Source organism: Actinoplanes flavus (genome assembly GCF_017592555.1).
GTDB classification, from domain to species: Bacteria; Actinomycetota; Actinomycetes; order Mycobacteriales; family Micromonosporaceae; genus Actinoplanes; species Actinoplanes flavus.
Window position 1 is genome coordinate 95,390 of record NZ_JAGFNS010000007.1, and the last position, 18,300, is coordinate 113,689.

Here is an 18,300-nt window from a genome sequence, read left to right on the forward strand (position 1 = left end):
GCTTAGGGTGGGGATCATGACGGCCGCCGACGCTCAGCGGTGGGCAGCCGAGCCCGCCAAGGACAGCGGGTACGGTCGCACGCCGTACCAGCGCGACCGCGCCCGGGTGCTGCACTCGGCCGCGTTCCGCCGGCTCGCCGCGAAGACCCAGGTGCACACCGCCGGGTCGGACGACTTCCTGCGTACCCGGCTCACCCACTCGCTGGAGGTCGCGCAGATCTCCCGGGAGATGGGCGCCCGGCTGGGCTGCGACCCGGACGTGGTGGACGTCGCCGGCCTGGCCCACGACCTGGGGCACCCACCCTTCGGGCACAACGGCGAGGCGGCCCTGGACGCGGTCGCCGGGCCGTGCGGCGGCTTCGAGGGCAACGCGCAGACCCTTCGGGTGATCACCCGCCTGGAGGCGAAGGAGCCCGGCGCCGGCCTCAACCTGACCCGGGCCACCCTGGACGCCTGCTCCAAGTACCCGTGGTTCCGCAAACCCGGCTACCGCAAGTTCGGGGTGTACGCCGACGACCGCCCGGTCTTCGATTGGCTGCGCGACGGGCGCACCGACGAGCGCCGCTGCCTGGAGGCCCAGGTCATGGACTGGGCCGACGACGTCGCCTACTCGGTGCACGACGTCGAGGACGGGGTGCACGGCGGCTACATCGACCTGGACACGCTGCGCGACGCGGGGGAGCGGGCCGAGCTCTGCGCCGACGTGGCCGCCACCTACTCCACCGAGACGCCCGGCGAGCTGGCCGCCGCTCTCGACCGGCTGCTCGCCGACCCGGCCGTGGCGGGCGTCCGCGGCTACGACGGCTCGTACCGGTCCCTGGTCGCCCTCAAGCGCATGACCAGCGTGCTGACCGGCCGGTTCGTCGCCTCGGCGGTGGGCGCCACCCAGAGCCGGCACGGCGCCGGGCCGCTGCGCCGGTACGACGCCGACCTGATCGTCCCGCGTACCGTCCGGGACCAGTGCGCGCTGCTCAAGGGCATGGCGCTGCGCTACGTGATGCGTACCCGGGCCGCCGAGGACTGGTACGAGCAGCAGCGGACCATCCTCATCGAGCTGGTGGAGGCGCTCACCCGTACCCCGGAGAGGTTGGATCCGCTCTTCCGGCCGCTTTTCGCGGCCGCCGCGGACGACGCCGCGGCACTGCGCGTGGTGATCGACCAGGTCGCGTCGCTCACCGACCACGCCGCGGTGGCGTGGCACCGGACCCTGCTGGCGGGCCGCCGGTAGCGCGAGGCAGGATGTATGCCGTGGCGGGCAGGGTCAAGGACGAGGACATCGCACTGGTCCGGGACCGGACCTCGATCGTCGAGGTGATCAGCGATACGGTCACCCTACGGTCGGCGGGCGGCGGCAATCTCAAGGGGCTGTGCCCCTTCCACGACGAGAAGACGCCGTCGTTCAACGTCTCACCGGCCCGTAACGTCTACTTCTGCCACGGTTGCGGGCAGGGCGGCGACGCGATCAAGTTCCTGATGGACGCCGAGCACCTGTCGTTCATCGAGTCGGTGGAGCGCCTGGCCGGCAAGGCCGGCATCCAGCTGCGCTACGACACCGAACCGGGTGCTCCGGCCGGCCCGCGCCCGCAGACCGGCCAGCGGCAGCGGCTCATCGCCGCGCACGCCGCCGCCGTCGAGTTCTACCGCGACCAGCTCGGTTCGCCGGGGGCGCGCAAGGCGCGCGAGTTCCTGGCCGAGCGGGGTTTCGGCCGGGACACCGCGGAACGGTACGGGTGCGGCTTCGCCCCCGACAGCTGGGACGCGCTCAGCAAGCACCTGCGTCTCAAGGGCTTCACCGCGGAGGAGCTGACCACCGCCGGGCTGGCCAAACCGGCCCGCTCCGGCTCGCTGATCGACCGGTTCCGGCGCCGGCTGCTCTGGCCGATCCGGGATCTCGGCGGCGACGTGATCGGGTTCGGCGCCCGCAAGCTGTTCGACGACGACGACGGCCCGAAGTACCTGAACACCCCGGAGACGCCGATCTACAAGAAGTCGCACGTCCTCTACGGCATCGACCACGCGAAACGGGAGATCGCCAAGCGGGGCCGGGCGGTGATCGTCGAGGGCTACACCGACGTGATGGCCTGCCACGAGGCCGGTGAGCCGACCGCCGTGGCGACCTGCGGCACCGCCTTCGGCGTGGATCACATCCAGGTGCTGCGGCGCCTGCTGATGGACAGCGACAGCTTCACCGGCGAGATCATCTACACCTTCGACGGCGACGCGGCCGGGCAGAAGGCGGCGCTGCGCGCCTTCGAGGAGGACCAGCGTTTCGTCGGGCGGACGTTCATCGCCGTCTCGCCGGACAACATGGACCCCTGCGAGCTGCGCCTGGCCCGCGGTGACCTGGCGGTCCGCGACATGATCGCGGGCCGGGAGCCGCTGGTCGACTTCGCGCTGCGGCAGACCATCTCCCGCTACGATCTGGACACCGTCGAGGGCCGCGTCGAGGCGATGCGCCGCGCGGCGCCGTTGGTCGCCAAGATCAAAGACCGGGAGAAACGCCCGGAGTACGCGCGCAAGCTCGCCGGCGACCTCGGCATGGACCTGGACCCGGTGCAGCGGGCGGTGAACAACGCGCTGCGCGGTGAGCAGGCCGAACCACGGGCCACCACCCGGCAGCAGGCGGCGGCCGACTCGCCGCAGCGCCTGGTCGAGCGGGAGGCGCTGAAACTGGCCCTCCAGGAGCCGGTGCTGGCCGGGCCGATGTTCGACGCGGTCGGCCCGGAGAACTACGGCGACCAGGTGTTGCAGACCGTCCGGGAGGCGATCACCCAGGCCGGTGGCGCCGCCTCGTCCACCGGCGGCGTCGTCTGGATCGAGAAGGTCCGCGACGCCTGCCCCGACATGGGCGGCCAGATGCTGGTCAGCGAGCTGGCCGTGGAGCCGCTGTACGTGGACGGCCAGGCCGACCCGTACTACGTCCAGGTCACCCTGGCCCGGCTCCAGGGCGGGGCGCTCGCCACCCGCATCCGCGACCTCAAGTCGAAGGTGCAGCGACTGAACCCGGTCGCCAACAAGGACCAGTACCTGGCTCTGGCCGGGGAGCTCTTCTCGCTCGAACAGCAGGCACGGGCCCTGCGTGACCAGGCGGCAGGTGGACTGTGAAGCTCTTCCGACGGCGACCCGTGCTCCCGGCCCGCCTGCGGCCCCCGCTGGCCGCCGAGGAGCGGATCCTGGCCTGGTCCGCGGCCGGCGACGTGGCCGGGACGGAGGACGTGGTGGTCGCCACGAACCACGGGCTCTGGCTGCCGTCGGCGGTCGAGCGGCTCGGCTGGCACGAGATCCACAAGGCCGTCTGGTCCGGGCGGGAGCTGCGGATCACCCCGGCCGAGGTGCTGGCCGAACGCGACGGCTACACCGTGCTGGTGGACGGCCCCGAGGTGTCGTTCCTGCTGCTCGAGCCGGGCGAGCTGCCGGACCAGGTGCGGACCAGGGTGACCCGCTCGGTGGCGTACACGACCTATCACCCGCTGCCCGGGGGCGCGGTCCGGGTGGTCGGCCGCCGGGTCGCCGGGCGCGACGGGCTGAGCTGGGCGGTCCGCTACGACTCGGGTACGCCCGCGGACTCCCCGGAGACCGTCGAGGCCACCGGCGACCTGGTCGGGGCGGCCCGCTCGGCGACCGATCCCAGGGACTGAAATCTGTCGTACCCCACCCGTAGGGTCGGGGCGTGAACTCGCTCATCCACGCGCGTGGCTTGATCAAACGGTTCGAGGGCTTCACCGCGGTCGACGGCATCGACGTCGACGTGCGGGCCGGTGAGGCGTTCGGCTTCCTCGGGCCCAACGGCGCGGGCAAGAGCTCCACCATGCGCATGATCGGCTGTGTCTCCCCACCCACCGACGGCGTGCTCCGGATCCTCGGGATGGATCCGCGCCGGGACGGGCCACGGATCCGGGCCCGGCTGGGCGTCTGCCCCCAGCTGGACAACCTCGACCCCGAGCTGACCGTCCGGGAGAACCTGACGACGTACGCCCGGTTCTTCGGCATCCCGCGCCGGGTGGCCCGCGCCCGGGCCGACGAGCTGCTCGACTTCGTCCAGCTCAGCGAGCGCGCCGACAGCCGGGTCGAGCCGCTCTCCGGCGGGATGAAACGGCGGCTCACCATCGCCCGCGCGCTGGTCAACGAGCCCGATCTGGTGCTGCTCGACGAGCCCACCACCGGCCTCGACCCGCAGGCCCGCCACCTGGTGTGGGAGCGGCTGTTCCGGCTCAAGCAGCAGGGCGTCACCCTGGTGCTGACCACCCACTACATGGACGAGGCGGAGCAGCTCTGCGACCGGCTCGTGGTGATGGACGGCGGCCGGATCGTGGCCGAGGGCTCGCCCCGGGCGCTCATCGAGACCCACTCCACCCGCGAGGTGGTCGAGCTGCGCTTCCCCACCGACGACCAGAGCGGGTATGCGGACAAGCTCGCCGGCATCGGCGACCGCGCCGAGGTCCTGCCCGACCGGATCCTGCTCTATGTCGGTGACGGCGACGACGCCCTGGCCGAGGTGCACCGGCGCTCGCTGAGCCCGGCCAGCGCCCTGGTCCGGCGCAGCAGCCTGGAGGACGTGTTCCTGCACCTCACCGGCCGGACCCTGGTGGACTGAGATGACCCCTTCGCTGCAGGTGATGGAGTACCACCTGGTCAACTACCGGCGCACGTGGCGGGCCAGTGTGCTCTCCTCCCTGGTGCTGCCGCTGCTGACCATGCTCGGGTTCGGGGTCGGCGTCGGCGCCTACGTGACCGGCGGCGTCGAGGGCGTCGACTATCTCCCGTGGATGGTGCCGGGCCTGATCGCCTCGACCGCCGTGCAGGGCGCGATCGGCGAGTCCACCTGGCCGGTGCTGAGTTCCTTCGAGTGGGTGAAGACCTACTTCGCGCAGTCCGCCGCGCCGCTGCGGGTCGCCGACATCCTCGGCGGGCACCTCGCCTTCATGCTGTTCCGGGTGCTCACCAGCGTGATGGCGTTCCTGCTGGTCGCGGCCCTCTTCGGGGCACTGCGGTCGCCGTGGGCGCTGGCCGTCCTGCCGATCGCGCTGCTGCTCGCGCTGGCCGTGGCCGCCCCGGTGGCCGCGTACACGGCGTCGGTGTCCACCGATATGTACCTGGCGATCCTCATCCGCTTCGCGGTGCTGCCGATGTCGCTGTTCTCCGGGGTGTTCTTCCCGATCGAGTCGCTGCCCGAGGTGCTGCGCTGGGTGGCGTTCGTGTTGCCCCTCTGGCACGGCGTCGACCTGTGCCGCGCCGCCACCCTCGGGATCGACCCCGGGCCCGGGGCCGTGTGGCAGGCGCTCTACCTGGTGGCGTGGGGTGTGGCCGGGTGGTTCCTGGCGCACTGGCGCTACCGCGGCCGGTTGGTGATCTGAGATGACGTCCGAGAGGTGCGTGCGATCGTGCTGACGTTGGTGCTGCCCCGCCGGCTGGTGGGCCTCGAGGGCGCCGCGCGCCGGTCGGCCTCGGTCGCCCAGCGCAACGTCGACGCGCTGAAGACGGCGTACTGGCTGGTCATGCTCGGCGGGCTGCTGGAGCCGGTGCTCTACCTGTTCTCCATCGGGGTCGGGGTGGGCGGGCTGGTCGGGGAGATCGCCCTGCCCGGCGGCCGCACGATCGGTTATGCGGAGTTCGTGGCCCCGGCCATGCTGGCGTCGTCGGCGATGAGCGGGGCGCTGTCCGAGACGACCTTCAACTTCTTCGGGAAGATGAAGTTCATGCGGCTGTACGAGGGCATGCTCGCCACGCCCGTGCGGCCCATCGAGATCGCGCTCGGCGAGCTGTCCTGGGCCATGCTGCGCGGCAGTGTGTATTCGGCCGCCTTCCTGGTGATCATGGTGCTGCTGGACCTGACCACCCCGGCCCGGGCGCTGCTGGCCTTCCCGGCCGCGGTCCTGGTCGGTTTCGCCTTCGGGGCGCTTGGCATGACCATCTCCACGCTGATCCGCGGCTGGCAGGACTTCGACATGATCGGCGCCGGGCAGTTCGCCCTGTTCCTGTTCTCCGGCACGTTCGTCCCCGCCACCACCTACCCTCCGGTGCTGCGGTGGCTGGTGGAGGTCACCCCGCTGTACCGCGCGGTCGACCTGATCCGTGGCATCAGCATCGGCACGCTGGGCCCGGTCCAGGTGGTGGACGTGCTCTACCTGCTGGCGATGACGGGCGCCGGCCTGCTCATCGCGGGCCGCCGGATGGAGCGGCTGCTCTGCCGCTGACCGTGGGGCGCGTCCCCTTCGGGTCGCGCCCCGCCACGGACGGTTAACGCGACCCTCCGGCGGGCAACAGATGCACAGGCCGTCCGTGCTCACCATGACGGGGACACGGTGGGTGGACCGGCCGGGAGCCATCGCTGATGCCCGGAGGGACCCCGCCATGAAACTGTTCCACAAGGCCGACGAGCAGGCCGCTTCCCCCACCGAGGACCGTGCGGCGTCCGAGGCGCGCCGGCAGGGCACCGCCGATTACGACGTGGCCGCCGCGACGACCGCCCGGACAGCTGAGGACCGCGACCGGGATCTGTCCGCCCCCGGGCCGGACGCCGGCCCGGACAGCCCGCTCGAGTTGCGGGGCAAGGGCATCGTCGCCGCCCTCAAACGCACCTTCAAGCAGTTCTCCGAGGACAACATCTCGGACTGGGCGGCCGCGCTGACCTACTACGGCGTCCTGTCGATCTTCCCGGGCCTGCTGGTGATCGTGTCGCTGCTCGGCATGCTCGGCAACGACGGCCAGCAGACGGTCCGGGACGCGGTCAGCGATCTCGCCCCCAGCCAGCAGGCGCAGGAGTTCGTCGACCTGGTGCTCAACCAGGTGCAGGGCACCGGCAAGGCCGGGCTGGCCGCGCTCATCGGTGTCGTGGTGGCGTTCTGGTCGGCGTCGGGATACATCGCCGCGTTCATGCGCGCGTCGAACTCGATCTACGACGTGCCGGAGGGCCGGCCGATCTGGAAGACGCTGCCGATCCGGGTCGGCGTCACCGCGGTCGTCGGCGTCATGCTGATCGCCTCGGCCGCCATCGTGATCTTTACGGGTGAGCTGTCCCGCGTGGTCGGCGAGATGCTCGGGATGGGCGGGGTGGCCGTCACCACCTGGAACGTCGTCAAGTGGCCGGTCCTCGTGATGCTGGTCAGCCTGATGTTCGCGGTCCTCTACTGGGCCTCGCCGAACGCCCGGACCGGCGGCTTCCGCTGGGTCAGCCCGGGCGGCATCTTCGCCGTGGTGCTGTGGGTGGCCGCCTCCGCCGCGTTCGCGATCTACCTGGCCAACTTCGCCAACTACAACGCGACGTACGGCACGCTCGGCGGTGTCATCGCCTTCCTGGTCTGGCTGTGGATCTCGAACATGGCGATCCTGCTCGGCGCCGAACTCGACGCGGAGCTGGAGCGGGGCCGGGCCATCGCGGCCGGGCACCCGGCCGACGAGGAGCCGTTCCTGGAACTGCGGGACACCCGCAAGCTCAAGAAGGGCAGCGAGCACGGCCTGAGTCAGCGCTGAATCACCCGTCCGCGGTGCGGATGCGCGAGCAGTCGCCTCGTGCATCCGCACCGTCGTGCCTCGGCACGCGGCGGACGCACGGGCAGCCGACTATTGCATGTCCGTTTGATCATAATCTGAACAAGCCGGCTGACCGACAATGCCTCTCCGTGACGGTCCGCGAGCGGCTACTCGCTGGTCACCCCAGTCTTAAAGATCTGCATCAATCGATGGGTGCGGCCGCTTTCGATCATGTTGTGGCTGGTGGCCGCGTCGCACGGCGGGTGCGCCGGTGATCCGTCTCACGGCGCAGGCTCGTATCCGAGGGCAGGTGTTCCACGGATGGAGGCGGCATGAGACCCCGGCACCGTCAGATCGGGCGATCGGGTCCAGGCACGGACATGGTCCATACTGGAACGGTCGGCGCGTGCGAATGCACGTGCACCTGCACGGGTGACCTCGTCCGGGGAGGAAATTGATGCGGCTGCGACATCCCTCCGGCCGGATCGTGCATCTCAGCTGCGGCATCAGCCTAGACCACGTGCAGGATCCGGCGTCCGTCGTCGGGCGGCTCGAGGCGGCCAACACCGCACTCCGCGGACACTTCGGCACCGGGGCGCTCACCGTCGCGCTCCGGCTGTCGTACCGTCTCGCCGCCGCCCTCGCCGAGGACGGGCGCGCCCGGACCCGGCTGCGTACCGACCTCGACGCCCGCGGGCTCGAAGTCGTAACGCTGAGCGGTGCCTCCGGACCCGGCGTTTCCGGACCTGGTGCCTCCGGGCCCGGTGTCTCCGGACCTGGTGTCTCCGGGCCCGGCGTTTCCGGGCCCGGCGGCGTCGGCGCGGAGGCCGGCGAGGACGGGCCCGAGGCCGACTGGAGCGAGCCGGCCCGCCTCCGGCACACCCTCGACCTGGCCCGGATCCTGGTCGACCTGCTCCCGGCCGAGGAGGTCCGCGGCGCCGTCTGCACGTACGGGCTCGGCCGTGCCGACGAGTGGGACGAGACCCGGCAGCGGGCCGGCGCGCGGCACCTGTCGCGCCTCTCCGGCGGGCTGGCCGACCTGGCCTGGCGGGTCGGCCGCGCCGTCCGCTCCGGCTTCCAGCCCGGCCCCGGCCTGGTGCTGGACAGCCCGGACCAGATCGTCACGGCACTCACCCGGGTCGACAAGGACCGGCTCGGCGTCTGCCTCGACCTGAGCACCGTGCTGCGCGACTGGCGCGCCCCGGAGAGCGGCATCGACCGGATGACCGACGCCGGCCTCTCCGTCATCACCGCCCTCATCACCGAGCCGGGCGCCGCCTGGCAACCGGTGCTGCGCCACCTGCTCGCCGCCGACACCGCCCGCACCGAGTACGTCGTGGTCGACACCCCCGGCGGGGACGAGCAGCGCGCCGCCGACCTGGCCCACGTGCTGACCGAACTCACCGCCCTCGGCCTGGTGCCCGAGCAGCAGCCCTGCACCGCCCCCTGAACAGCCGATGGGCCGCCCCGGACGAGGCGGCCCATCGACTATCCGGCGGTCAGTACGTGGTGCCGGTGCCCTTCGAGGAGGCGGAGACGCTGTCACTGGGCGCGAGCAGCTCATCCGTGGTGTCCGAGCTGGTGGTGCCGGTGTTCAGCTTCTCGCCGAGCTTGGAGGACTGGAGCTTCTCCTTGCCCTCCGTGTAGAGCTTGTTGGCCTGCGCCTGGGCGACGCCCGCGGCCTCCTGAACCGTCGGGTGCTGCCAGACCTTCTGAGCACTGGCCCGGATCTCTTCGTACTTCTCCCGGCCGGCACGGCTGCCCAGGACGAAGCCCGCCGCGAGACCGGTGAGGAACATCAGCTTTCCGCGCATGGTGGCGGCTCCTTCCGTTGTTCGACGCGCATGCGTCTGCGGGGGTGCATACCCATCCTGGCGCGGTGATACTCCCCCCGTCCTCATCCTGCCCGGGCGATACTTCGCAGCGGCGCCGTTTCGGCATGCCCGAGGGGCGCCACGCCCACGGGGTATCCCGTTGGTGGGGCGCCGCGGTGGTCATGTAGTCTGTTCACCGTCGCCAGGGAGACCGGGCGGCAGGCAGGACAGAGCAATCCCCGATAGCTCAATTGGCAGAGCAGCCGGCTGTTAACCGGCAGGTTATAGGTTCGAGTCCTATTCGGGGAGCAGTAACGACGATGCTCCGGACCACAGTGGTCCGGAGCATCAGTGTTTACCGGCCCTGCCGCGGCGACGTCCGCCTCTGATCAGCCCACGCCCTTCGTGTGGCCCGCCGTTCGTGTGGCCCGCCGTTCGTGTGGCCCGCCCCTCGTGTGGTCGGTCCTCGTGTGGCCGGTCCTTCGCGTGGCCCGTCCTTCGCGTGGCCCCTCCTTCGCGCGGCCCGACCGAGGTCACCGAGCGCGTGGTGGCGATCCTTCTGTGTTGGGCCGCGCGATGCCCGTACCTCTGCGTGGTTTTGGGGTTGAAGGGCTTTCCCCTGCTCGGGCCAGCATGCGCGGTTACGCTGGGTTCCGCATTGATTGCAGCCTGTGAGGTGGACATGTCGCGGCCGGTAGAGGTGGACGTCGTCATCGTCGGCGGCGGGCTCGCCGGGCTGTCCGCTGCTCGCCGGCTCGATCGGGCCGGCGTCGAATGGCTCCTGATGGAGGCCTCCGACCGGCTGGGCGGCCGGGTCGCCACCGACGTCGTCGACGGCTGGCGGATGGACCGCGGATTCCAGGTGCTCAACACCGCCTATCCGCGGCTGCCCGCGCTCGTCGACGTGGACGCCCTGGACATGCGCTGGTTCACCTCCGGCGTGCTGGTGCGCCGCGGGCACGGCCTGCACCGGCTGGAGAACCCGCTGCGCGAACCGCTCGCCACCCCGCAGACCCTGCTCTCCGGAATCGGCACCCTTGCCGACCGGCTCAAGTTCGCGGCGCTCGTCACCCGCTGCGCCACCCTGCCGGCGGACCGGCTGCTCGAGATGCCGGAGACCACCACGCAGGCGATGCTGCGCGGCGCCGGCCTCTCCCACCGGATGATCGAGGAGGTGCTGCGGCCGTTCCTCTCCGGGGTGTTCGCCGACCGCTCCCTCGAGACGTCCAGCCACGTGACCGCCATGGTGCTGCGATCCTTCGCCCGCGGCCGGATCGGCGTCCCGGCCGCCGGGATGGCCGCGCTGCCCGCCGCGATCGCCGGACCGCTGCCCTTCCCGCAACTGCTCGTCGGCGCGCGGACCCTCTCCATCGGCCCCGGCATGGTCGTCACCGAGGGCGGCGAGATCCGCTGCCGGGCCGTGATCGTCGCCACCGACCCGCTCAGCGCCGCCGCCCTGCTGCCCACCCGGCTGCCCGTGCCGGACGTGCACAGCCTCACCACGTTCTACTTCGGGGCCGGCCGCGCACCCATCGACGAGCCCATCCTCCTGCTCGACGGCGACCGGCGCGAGATCGTCGCCAACACCGTCGTGATGAGCAACGCCGCACCCGAATACGCCCCCGGTGGAAAGAGTCTCATCGCGGCCACCGTCGTCGGCGTCTCGGCGCCCTCCAGTGCGTCCGAGGCCGTGATCCGGGTCGAACTGTCCCGGATGTACGGAACGCCGACCGACGACTGGGACCTGCTCAACGTGGTCACCGTGCCGCAGGCACTGCCCGCGGCCCACCCGCCCCAGGCCCGGCTGCGCAAGCCGGTCAACCTCGGCGACGGCCTCTTCGTGGCCGGCGACCACCGCGACAGCCCCTCCATCCAGGGCGCGATGGCCGGAGGCTGGCGCGCCGCCGGAGCAGTCCTGGCGTCATTCGGCGCTCGGGTTGGGGTGTAATGCCCGATAAAGGGGGTTTCAATGAGCGACATCAGTCCAGAGAACTACGCTGAGTTCATCACCCAGGACGGACCCGAAAGCCCCAGCTGCTGTGAGGAGGAGGTGCCGAGAATCGAGGATCTCCAGCCCCCGATCATGAGGCCCGATCCTGGGCCGCGGACCGTCCTCCTGCCGAAAATCCCTGGTGCGGTGATAGATCGCTAGGCTTGGGAGCGGGGCACGGGATAGGATCGCCGCCGGTACGGGGCGGTAGCTCAGTGGGTTAGAGCAGGGGACTCATAATCCCTCGGTCGCGGGTTCGAGTCCCGCCCGCCCCACTCTCCCTGCCTGGCGTTTTGCAGGCGGCCGGACCGCGTCGAAGGCCGGTCCGGCGTGGTCGGTCCGCAAATAGTCCGCACTACGGCCGGTAACCGCCTGGTCAAGGCGGTCCGCGACCTGGTCGAGGTCGTCTTCGAAGAGGTCCGCATAGACGTCCAGGGTTATCGCTGCTGAGGCGTGGCCCAGCATTCGCTGGACCGCCTTGACGTTCGCGCCCTCCGCCACGGCCAGGCTGGCGGCGGTGTGGCGCAGTTCATGCGGGGTGAGGCCCTTGAGGCCGACGCTCTCCGCGGCGCGGTCGAAGGCGCGCCGGCGGAAGTTGTTGTTGCGCAGCACCCCGCCCTCCGGTGACGTGAACACCAGCTCGTCACGGTCGCGGCCGGTGATCTGGCCCTTGAGCGGGTCGACCAGGAAGCGGGGGACCGGCACCGAACGACGCTGGTGAGTTTCGGGGTGCCGAAGACGGCCTTGCCGTTGACCTCGGTCATCGATTCGGCGACCAGCAGGCGGCGCCGTGTCAGGTCGACCCGCTTCACCTTGAGGGCGGCGAGTTCGCCCCAGCGGAGGCCGGTGTAGGCGAGGACTCGCGCGATCAGGCCGTGCGGCTCGGCGGCGTCGGCGAGGTCGGCGACCTGGTCGTGCGTCAGGAACACCTTCTCGGCCTTGCCGACCCGGGGGAGCCGTACGCCGGTGGCCACGTTGCGGGGGAGACGGCCGTCGCGGAGCGCCTCCGCCAGCAGCAGTGAGAAGACGCGGTGGGCTTGCCGAACGGTTGAGGTGCCGAGACCGGCGTCGGACAGGCGGCGGATCCACTCGCCCACGTCGGTGTGGGTTACTGCCGAGAGGGGGACGCGCTCCCAGACCGGCAGGATCTGGTTCCGCAGCAGCGCCTCGTAGCGGAACCGGGTCGAGGGCTTGAGCCGCACCTGGTTGCCGAGCCAGCGGGCCGTCCAGTCGCCGACCGTAACCTTGGCCAGAGCGGGATCGATCCACTCGCCGCGGGCGATGCTGTTCTTGACCGAATTCAACCAGCGCTCGGCCTCGGCCTTGCGGTCGAAGTGGCGGGTGTTCCCGGCCGCTGGTGTCTCGATAGCGGGCGCGGTACTTGCCGTTGGGGCGCTTCGCGATGCTCATGATCAGGCCGCCTCTTCCAGCCAGGACTGCACGTCGGCGGGGTCATAGCGGAGGTGCCGGCCGACCTTGCGGGCGCGCGGACCCTGGCTGCGGTGGCGCCACTGATAGAGGGTGCCGACCGGGATGCCGAGGAAGTCGGAGACGTCGCCGACCGACCACAGTCGAGGTGCGATGGGCAGTTGCCGAACAGTTCCGCGCCTCACTGATGAATCTCCTTCCGGGCGTTCGGGGCGTGGTCGTCGGCCGCGCGTCTCGCGGCATTGAGCTGTGTTCGTCGGTGGATGCGTTGGGAGATCGCCCGCAGAAGCCGGTGTTCCAGCGCGGGTAAGTCGGGATCGTCGGGTCGGGCAATCTCCCAGGCGACGGCCGGCTTTTCCTTGGCTTCGGGTTCCTCGGTGGTGATGCCGAGCAGCGCCTTGACCCAGGCGTGAGCGTCCGCCCGGTGGTCGGCGAGGGTCTTGCCGGACCAGTCCCGAGAGACCAGCACGCGCCGTCCGCCGATGCCGAGGGTGGTCTTCTGGTGCACGCGTCCCTTGCAGTGGCCGGGCCGGAGCCTGCCGTGCGCCTTCTTGGGCTGGACGCCGTAGAGCAGCCAGTTCGAGCAGCGTTCGGAGCAGGGGGTGACCCGCAGTTCGTGCCAGAGCCGGTCGAGGTGCTGGCGTTGCGGGTCACTGGTGGTGGTGTGGCAGTCGGCGGCGGACTTGGTCACGTACTTGGTGATGTAGCCGATCGTCCGCTCGGCATCCCGCGTGCCCGGGTCGACGCCTTTGGCCTTGACCTGGGCGCCGAACCGGACCAGGTGCGCGGGTTCGGCGTCCGGGTCCTCATCGATGGCGTCCAGGGCCTCCGCCCACGTCGCGAGCGGACGGCCGGTGTCCGGGTCCGCCCAGCACTCGGCTTTGGTGTCCCAGGTCGGTGGTCGGTCGATCGGGTAGCGGAGCCGGTCGGCCGGCGGCCACCAGACCTGGTGGTAGGTGGCGGTGGCGACCAGTTCCAGCATCGTCCGGGGAATGGTGCCCCGGATGGCGAAGTGGGCGTGCGGTGCGAGGCGTCGTTGCGGCTCGACGCATCCGGCGTACTGGACGTTCCAGCCGACCGCGCGGCGCAGGTTCTGCCAGTACCGGTCGAGCAGCCGGGGGAAGTGCACCGCATCCCAGGCGGCCCGCCGGTAGTCGTATCGGGCCGGGTCGACCGGGGTGCCGAGCAGCGGGTCACCTTCGGTGTGCCAGCGTCGGCACGAGCATGGCCGCCCGGCGTGGATGGAGTGGACCGGGCCGTAGCTGTCCAGGGTGAGGGTGAGCCACATCGACGGCCGATGCTCCTTGCCGTCCGGCCCGACGTAAGTGCGGCCGACCGTGCGCGCCTCCACCTTCTGCCGGGGCAGGTCGGGCACGTCCTGGCGCCGTTTCGTCGACCGCACCCGCTGCGGGCCGCCCTCGTCGTCGGCATCGTTCCGACCGTGACCGGGCGCGATGCTGCCCCGCAGTCCTTCGGCGGCGATCTCCTGCTCGACCGCGCCGATGGCCGTGTCGATGCGGTCGAGTTCCGTCGCGCGCTGGTCGGGGTCCATGGCGGTGAGTTGGAGGGCGGCGCGTTCGAACTCTAGGTGTGCCCGTGCGGTGATGAGGTCGCGTTGCCGGGGTGTGGCCGGCGCCGGGCCGGGGAGCGGTTCGTCGGCCCGGTGCCAGCCTTCCCGGATCTGGACCTGCCGCAGGCGCCGTGCCCGCTTCGCGCACGGCGGGCACTTGGCTTCGAGGGTGGCGCCGCAGGGTAGGTCGACGAGTTCGGTCTTCCCGGTGGCCAGGTCGGTCCGCCGCAGCGCGATCGGGCGGATGCAGACGCCGTGATCGATGGCCAGATCCTTGAGCGCGTCGACGGCGCGGGGCTGGGCCAGACGAGCGGCCCGGGAGCCCGGCCGAGGCGTGACCGTCTCTACCGGAGCGGGCATCAGAGTAGGTGCAGTCACCGGGTCACCTGCCCGATGACCGGCACCCCGTTGGGCCGGGCGACCGGCCGAACCGGTACCGCGTTCACTGCCGGAGCCGGAGCCGGAGCCGGAGCCGGAGCCGGAGCCGGAGCCGGAGCCGGAGCCGGAGCCATCACCGGTGCCGGGGCTGCAGTGGCGGGCGTCTCTGCGGGTGCGGTGGTCGGTGTGCCGGTGAAGACGAGCTTGACCAAGGCCATGAACGCCAGCGCGGGTACCGCCGACAGCAGCCACCCCGAAGCGCTGGGCTGAGCGACGGCGAGCTGAGCGCCAAGTGACAGGGTGCCGGCCGCGATGAGCAGACAGAGCGGGTAGCCGATCGGCGCACCCGCCCGACGCCGTCGCTTGATGGTGAGGAGGGCAGCGACGGGGACGAGTTCGGAGATCACGGCGTTGACCCAGCCGAACGCGTCTGGGGTGCCGGACGGGACATGGCGCATGGTCCAGTCGTGGACGTGGGAGAACGACGCCCACCCGGCCGCCAGCGCCGCGGTGGTGAGGATCATGGTCAGGGTCAGGCCCTCGATGCGCTCGCTGGTCAGCTTCACACCACACCCCCGTAGGCCTCGGCCATGTCGCGCACGGTGTCGTCGTCGCAGTAGGAGAGCCGGACCCGCATCGGGGTCGGATCACCTTCCAGCACGACGTAGCCGATGCCGGGTTGGGTCTGCGGGATCCGGTCGCACAGCGCCCCGCGGTCGCGCATGCCGTCGCCGAGGACCATGTCGACCTCTGCCGGTTCGGACAGGCGCAGCCCGATCCGGGTCGGGAACAGGCCACGGGCGGGCAGCACCTCCTTACGCGGGTCCTGGATCGCCGCCACCACGTGCACCCCGACGGCGCGGCCCTGGGTGAGCACGATGCCGAGCGCGGCCTTGATCCGGTCCTTGAGCTGCCGCTCGGCCAGGTAGGCGGTTAGATTCGCCAACTCGTCGACGACCAGGACAATCAACGGCTCACCCGGGGTCGGCAGATGCTGCCGAGTGTGACCCGCCAGCCGGGCGGCGCGTTCCTGAGCGACCTGGGCCGCCCGCTCGATCAAGGCGCCGCGCAAGCGCGGCGCGGCCGGACGCGCTCGGCCTGCTGGCGGCGCAAGCGCCGGCATCGGCCGGCGCGCCGGCTGGGGGTTCGATCAGGGACCAGTTGCGTCAGGGTTCGGGGATGTGCTCGTCGGGCGTTGCCGCGGGGTATAGCTGGGCCACGACCTTGAATGAGGTTCCGATGGCAGAGCCAGCCATACCGAGAGTCCACACAGGCTGGCGGCCCTCGTGAACGAAGTTGTTCCGGATCTGGCGACCGGCGTCGAGGACCTCACCGAGGTACGCGTCGATCAACTCCTGCTCAATGGCTAGTGTGACCAGCTTTTGGAAGGGCTTTGACCCGGCGTCGAGGCGGAGCTTCAAGGCTGCTTCGACGGCTGTGATGGACCACGATGCTGAGCAGGCGATCAACTCATAGGAGTAGAGCCCGAGGCAGAACATGTCCCGGGCGGCCTTTAGGAGTTGTGCCGGACCCTGTGGCGTCGACGGAGTGATGATCCAGTCGGCCGCCGCTGCCTGCATACGGGCAAAGGTGATCTCTACAGGCTCTCCGCGGTCGTTGAACCCGCCGATGAAGTTCTTCATCCGCGGATCCGGGGCCGGTCCTGCGTGCTGGAGCGGAACCGCGCTTGGAGGGAGCCAAAGAGTCATGCGGTAAGACCTCGATCGGTGGTCTGGCGAGTTCGAGGTCTGAATATCCACCGTTTGTGCGTTCTCCGCTACGGCATTCCGGACCGCTGAAGGAAGATGAGCTGCGAGGCGGCGCGATGCGTTCCATCCACGCGGGTGCGTGGGCGCAGTCCGATGTGCTGCCGTGCCGCTTCGCGGCTTGCCACCGAATACGGTGGTCCGGGCGTTGCCGGGCTGGGCATGGTGCGGGCGGCCGGTGGATGGCTTGCAGCTAGCGCGGATCCAGCAGTCCGGAAGCCGCGTTGCTGTACAGCAGTGAAGTACAGCAACGCTAGCAGCCGGAGTGGGTGTGGCCGGACCTGATCAAGCCGTCTGACCTCGTACTATTATTGATCCACCTCTATTGTGGGTGATCCACAGGCTCAGGGTTTCCGTGGGCGGGCCTCCCGCGGAACTGTCAGGCGCCGGCTAGGCGTGAGGATGCCAGTGCGTTCAGGGAGACGCCCTGCTCGGCCGCCCGGATGGCTAGACGGCGGTGGACCTCTTCCGGTACGCGGACCTGGAACTTGCCGGAGTAGTGCCGGTCCGCGATGGCCACGGGCGGAGTTTCGCCGGAGGACTCCATGTCGGCGACGATCTCTTCGGCGACGCGCTGGATACCGATGAAGGCTTCCATCCGGTTCTCGGCGAGCCAGGAGACGGAGGGCAACTCGGCGACGGTGCCGACGTACTCGCCGTCTTCCGCTGACCAGTGGACTCGGTAGGTGTAGTGGTCCGCCACGCTCACGATCGCTCCTCCAGCTTCTCGATCGCGGTCAGCACTTGCTTGACCTGGTAAGGCTTTGCCTTGCCGCCCTTGTCCTGAATGTTGACCCGAGGGTCACCGGGCCACGGCGTCTTGAACACGTAGTGCGATGTGCCCTGTGATCGTGGTTCCCCGAAGCACTGCTGGCAGACGAACAACAGGTCCGCGAACCGGATGTTGTTCGGGTTCCGACGCATCTCCGCCAAGATCTTCGCCAGTCTGTCCGCCACATCACCCACGATACTCCGCTCAGTATCACGGGTAATACTACGATCTCGGGACAGGGTGCTTGATCCAAGTGCACCGCGGGCGATCCATAGGCCAGCGTTCCGGTGGTGCCAGGCCGTAGTTGCTGCCGCGCCGCTTCGCGGCTTGCCACCGAATAGGGTGGACATGGTTGTGTCGCGGGTTGCCGAACGCCGGTGGAGCGGTCAGTGCCGGCAGGCTGTGGGGCGGACGGCGTGCGGGAAAGATCGACTAGTCCGCAATCAGTCCGCACGAGGTCCGCAAACGTAGCGGAACGCTGTCAGATCATGGCAAGCGTTTTCGCAGCTCGGCGGATGTTTGTGCCAGTAGATCGACTTCGCTTTTCGATCTCATAATCCCTCGGTCGCGGGTTCGAGTCCCGCCCGCCCCACTTTGATCTTGCATGCGAACCGCCGGGCCCCACTGATGGGGCGGCGGCTCGCATGTTGTTCACCCTCGTCCACGAGCCGGGAAATCTGAACGCGGCGACCGCCGATCCGGGTAGGCGGGATGCTGGGTGAGCCGCTGCTACTTGTCGAGGTAGTGGCCGTGGCAGGCGGCGATTTCCAGGTCGCCGCCGCGGACGCGGTAGATGAGCCGGTGTTCGTCGTTGATGCGGCGCGACGACCATCCGGAGAGCGGGCCTTTCAGCAGTTCGGGCTTGCCGAGACCGGTTCCTTATGGATCCCGTTGAACGTCGAGGAGCAGTTTGCTGATGCGTCGGGCCATCTTCACGTCCCGGCGTAACCAGCCGTCGTAGTCCTCTCATGCATTGGGCGTGAAAACGATGCGCAAGCTCATGCGGCTTCCTTGCCGGGCTTCGGAGAGGAGGACCTCGAGTCGAGCGGATGCTCCTCGAGTAGGCCGGCATCGGCCTGGACGATGCTCTCCAGTAGTCGGATTTGCGCGCG

General features: G+C 70.2%; 19 protein-coding genes, 2 tRNA genes and 1 pseudogene. 12 read left to right on the forward strand and 10 right to left on the reverse strand.

Annotated features, from left to right (window positions below):
• Window positions 1-16 precede the first annotated feature (16 nt).
• From J5X75_RS12400 to J5X75_RS12435, 8 genes are all read left to right on the forward strand, one after another.
• Window positions 17-1,228: a deoxyguanosinetriphosphate triphosphohydrolase gene (locus J5X75_RS12400; RefSeq protein ID WP_208467501.1), complete on the forward strand. Its 1,212-nt coding sequence runs from the start codon at window positions 17-19 to the stop codon at window positions 1,226-1,228.
• An 11-nt stretch (window positions 1,229-1,239) separates the two neighbouring features.
• On the forward strand, window positions 1,240-3,105 hold the full coding sequence (dnaG, locus tag J5X75_RS12405; protein WP_208467502.1) for a DNA primase: 1,866 nt from the start codon (window positions 1,240-1,242) through the stop codon (window positions 3,103-3,105).
• The gene (locus tag J5X75_RS12410; protein ID WP_208467503.1) at window positions 3,102-3,638 is read left to right on the forward strand and encodes a hypothetical protein; all 537 of its coding nucleotides are present in this window, start codon (window positions 3,102-3,104) and stop codon (window positions 3,636-3,638) included. The genes dnaG and J5X75_RS12410 overlap by 4 nt, the downstream gene beginning before the upstream one ends.
• Window positions 3,639-3,670: 32 nt before the next feature.
• The gene (locus J5X75_RS12415) at window positions 3,671-4,594 is read left to right on the forward strand and encodes an ABC transporter ATP-binding protein (protein WP_208467504.1); all 924 of its coding nucleotides are present in this window, start codon (window positions 3,671-3,673) and stop codon (window positions 4,592-4,594) included.
• A 1-nt stretch (window position 4,595) separates the two neighbouring features.
• Window positions 4,596-5,354 (forward strand): ABC transporter permease, encoded by a 759-nt coding sequence (locus tag J5X75_RS12420; RefSeq protein WP_208467505.1) that lies wholly within the window; start codon window positions 4,596-4,598, stop codon window positions 5,352-5,354.
• Between the two features lie 27 nt (window positions 5,355-5,381).
• Window positions 5,382-6,194: an ABC transporter permease gene (locus tag J5X75_RS12425; RefSeq protein ID WP_208467506.1), complete on the forward strand. Its 813-nt coding sequence runs from the start codon at window positions 5,382-5,384 to the stop codon at window positions 6,192-6,194.
• 157 nt (window positions 6,195-6,351) lie between these two features.
• Window positions 6,352-7,470: a YihY/virulence factor BrkB family protein gene (locus tag J5X75_RS12430; protein ID WP_208467507.1), complete on the forward strand. Its 1,119-nt coding sequence runs from the start codon at window positions 6,352-6,354 to the stop codon at window positions 7,468-7,470.
• Between the two features lie 457 nt (window positions 7,471-7,927).
• Window positions 7,928-8,920 (forward strand): IolE/MocC family protein, encoded by a 993-nt coding sequence (locus J5X75_RS12435; RefSeq protein WP_208467508.1) that lies wholly within the window; start codon window positions 7,928-7,930, stop codon window positions 8,918-8,920.
• A 49-nt stretch (window positions 8,921-8,969) separates the two neighbouring features.
• Here J5X75_RS12435 and J5X75_RS12440 read toward each other — a convergent pair whose 3' ends face one another.
• Complete coding sequence (locus J5X75_RS12440) at window positions 8,970-9,284, reverse strand: hypothetical protein (protein ID WP_208467509.1); 315 nt, start codon at window positions 9,282-9,284, stop codon at window positions 8,970-8,972.
• A gap of 236 nt (window positions 9,285-9,520) precedes the next feature.
• On the opposite strand from J5X75_RS12440, the gene J5X75_RS12445 reads away from it, so the two are divergent.
• The 3 genes from J5X75_RS12445 (at window position 9,521) to J5X75_RS12455 (ending at window position 11,549) form a co-directional block, all read left to right on the forward strand.
• A tRNA-Asn gene (locus J5X75_RS12445) sits at window positions 9,521-9,593 on the forward strand.
• Between the two features lie 373 nt (window positions 9,594-9,966).
• Entirely contained in the window at window positions 9,967-11,232 is a 1,266-nt protein-coding gene (locus tag J5X75_RS12450; protein WP_208467510.1) for an NAD(P)/FAD-dependent oxidoreductase, read from the forward strand.
• A 243-nt stretch (window positions 11,233-11,475) separates the two neighbouring features.
• Window positions 11,476-11,549 (forward strand) — tRNA-Ile (locus tag J5X75_RS12455).
• On the opposite strand, the gene J5X75_RS44190 is transcribed toward J5X75_RS12455, so the two are convergent.
• The 9 genes and pseudogenes from J5X75_RS44190 to J5X75_RS12495 all read right to left on the reverse strand — a co-directional run bounded on the left by J5X75_RS44190 (window position 11,509) and on the right by J5X75_RS12495 (window position 17,373).
• Window positions 11,509-12,363, reverse strand: a complete 855-nt coding sequence (locus tag J5X75_RS44190; RefSeq protein WP_307798059.1) for a tyrosine-type recombinase/integrase — start codon at window positions 12,361-12,363, stop codon at window positions 11,509-11,511. The genes J5X75_RS12455 and J5X75_RS44190 overlap by 41 nt on opposite strands.
• Window positions 12,360-12,578, reverse strand: a pseudogene (locus J5X75_RS44195) (tyrosine-type recombinase/integrase); the annotation flags it as partial. The pseudogene J5X75_RS44195 and the gene J5X75_RS44190, both read right to left, overlap by 4 nt.
• 108 nt (window positions 12,579-12,686) lie before the next feature.
• Window positions 12,687-12,887: a helix-turn-helix transcriptional regulator gene (locus J5X75_RS12465; protein WP_372450867.1), complete on the reverse strand. Its 201-nt coding sequence runs from the start codon at window positions 12,885-12,887 to the stop codon at window positions 12,687-12,689.
• Window positions 12,884-14,650, reverse strand: coding sequence for a replication initiator (locus tag J5X75_RS12470; RefSeq protein WP_372450868.1), 1,767 nt, complete (start codon window positions 14,648-14,650; stop codon window positions 12,884-12,886). The genes J5X75_RS12465 and J5X75_RS12470 overlap by 4 nt, the downstream gene beginning before the upstream one ends.
• Window positions 14,647-15,174 carry a hypothetical protein gene (locus J5X75_RS12475; protein ID WP_238487803.1) on the reverse strand — a complete coding sequence of 176 codons (528 nt, stop codon included), beginning with the start codon at window positions 15,172-15,174 and terminating at the stop codon, window positions 14,647-14,649. Before J5X75_RS12475 ends, J5X75_RS12470 begins: the two co-directional genes overlap by 4 nt.
• A gap of 38 nt (window positions 15,175-15,212) precedes the next feature.
• Window positions 15,213-15,710, reverse strand: coding sequence for a hypothetical protein (locus J5X75_RS12480; RefSeq protein ID WP_208467511.1), 498 nt, complete (start codon window positions 15,708-15,710; stop codon window positions 15,213-15,215).
• Window positions 15,711-15,816: 106 nt separating this feature from the next.
• On the reverse strand, window positions 15,817-16,293 hold the full coding sequence (locus tag J5X75_RS12485) for a hypothetical protein (RefSeq protein WP_208467512.1): 477 nt from the start codon (window positions 16,291-16,293) through the stop codon (window positions 15,817-15,819).
• Window positions 16,294-16,795: 502 nt separating this feature from the next.
• Complete coding sequence (locus J5X75_RS45935; protein ID WP_307798047.1) at window positions 16,796-17,125, reverse strand: type II toxin-antitoxin system HicB family antitoxin; 330 nt, start codon at window positions 17,123-17,125, stop codon at window positions 16,796-16,798.
• The gene (locus J5X75_RS12495; RefSeq protein ID WP_307798048.1) at window positions 17,122-17,373 is read right to left on the reverse strand and encodes a toxin HicA; all 252 of its coding nucleotides are present in this window, start codon (window positions 17,371-17,373) and stop codon (window positions 17,122-17,124) included. Before J5X75_RS12495 ends, J5X75_RS45935 begins: the two co-directional genes overlap by 4 nt.
• A 526-nt stretch (window positions 17,374-17,899) precedes the next feature.
• On the opposite strand from J5X75_RS12495, the gene J5X75_RS46555 reads away from it, so the two are divergent.
• Window positions 17,900-18,136, forward strand: a complete 237-nt coding sequence (locus J5X75_RS46555; RefSeq protein ID WP_443607142.1) for a hypothetical protein — start codon at window positions 17,900-17,902, stop codon at window positions 18,134-18,136.
• The last annotated feature ends 164 nt before the right edge of the window (window positions 18,137-18,300 follow it).

Bases quoted from the DNA above. Each gene is read 5' to 3' on its own strand.
- J5X75_RS12475 (WP_238487803.1), bottom strand. From the start codon at position 15,174: ATGATCCTCACCACCGCGGCGCTGGCGGCCGGGTGGGCGTCGTTCTCC.
- dnaG (WP_208467502.1), top strand. From the start codon at position 1,240: ATGTATGCCGTGGCGGGCAGGGTCAAGGACGAGGACATCGCACTGGTC.
- J5X75_RS46555 (WP_443607142.1), top strand. From the start codon at position 17,900: ATGCTGGGTGAGCCGCTGCTACTTGTCGAGGTAGTGGCCGTGGCAGGC.
- J5X75_RS12435 (WP_208467508.1), top strand. From the start codon at position 7,928: ATGCGGCTGCGACATCCCTCCGGCCGGATCGTGCATCTCAGCTGCGGC.
- J5X75_RS12485 (WP_208467512.1), bottom strand. From the start codon at position 16,293: ATGAAGAACTTCATCGGCGGGTTCAACGACCGCGGAGAGCCTGTAGAG.
- J5X75_RS12440 (WP_208467509.1), bottom strand. From the start codon at position 9,284: ATGCGCGGAAAGCTGATGTTCCTCACCGGTCTCGCGGCGGGCTTCGTC.
- J5X75_RS12400 (WP_208467501.1), top strand. From the start codon at position 17: ATGACGGCCGCCGACGCTCAGCGGTGGGCAGCCGAGCCCGCCAAGGAC.
- J5X75_RS12450 (WP_208467510.1), top strand. From the start codon at position 9,967: ATGTCGCGGCCGGTAGAGGTGGACGTCGTCATCGTCGGCGGCGGGCTC.
- J5X75_RS12420 (WP_208467505.1), top strand. From the start codon at position 4,596: ATGACCCCTTCGCTGCAGGTGATGGAGTACCACCTGGTCAACTACCGG.
- J5X75_RS12430 (WP_208467507.1), top strand. From the start codon at position 6,352: ATGAAACTGTTCCACAAGGCCGACGAGCAGGCCGCTTCCCCCACCGAG.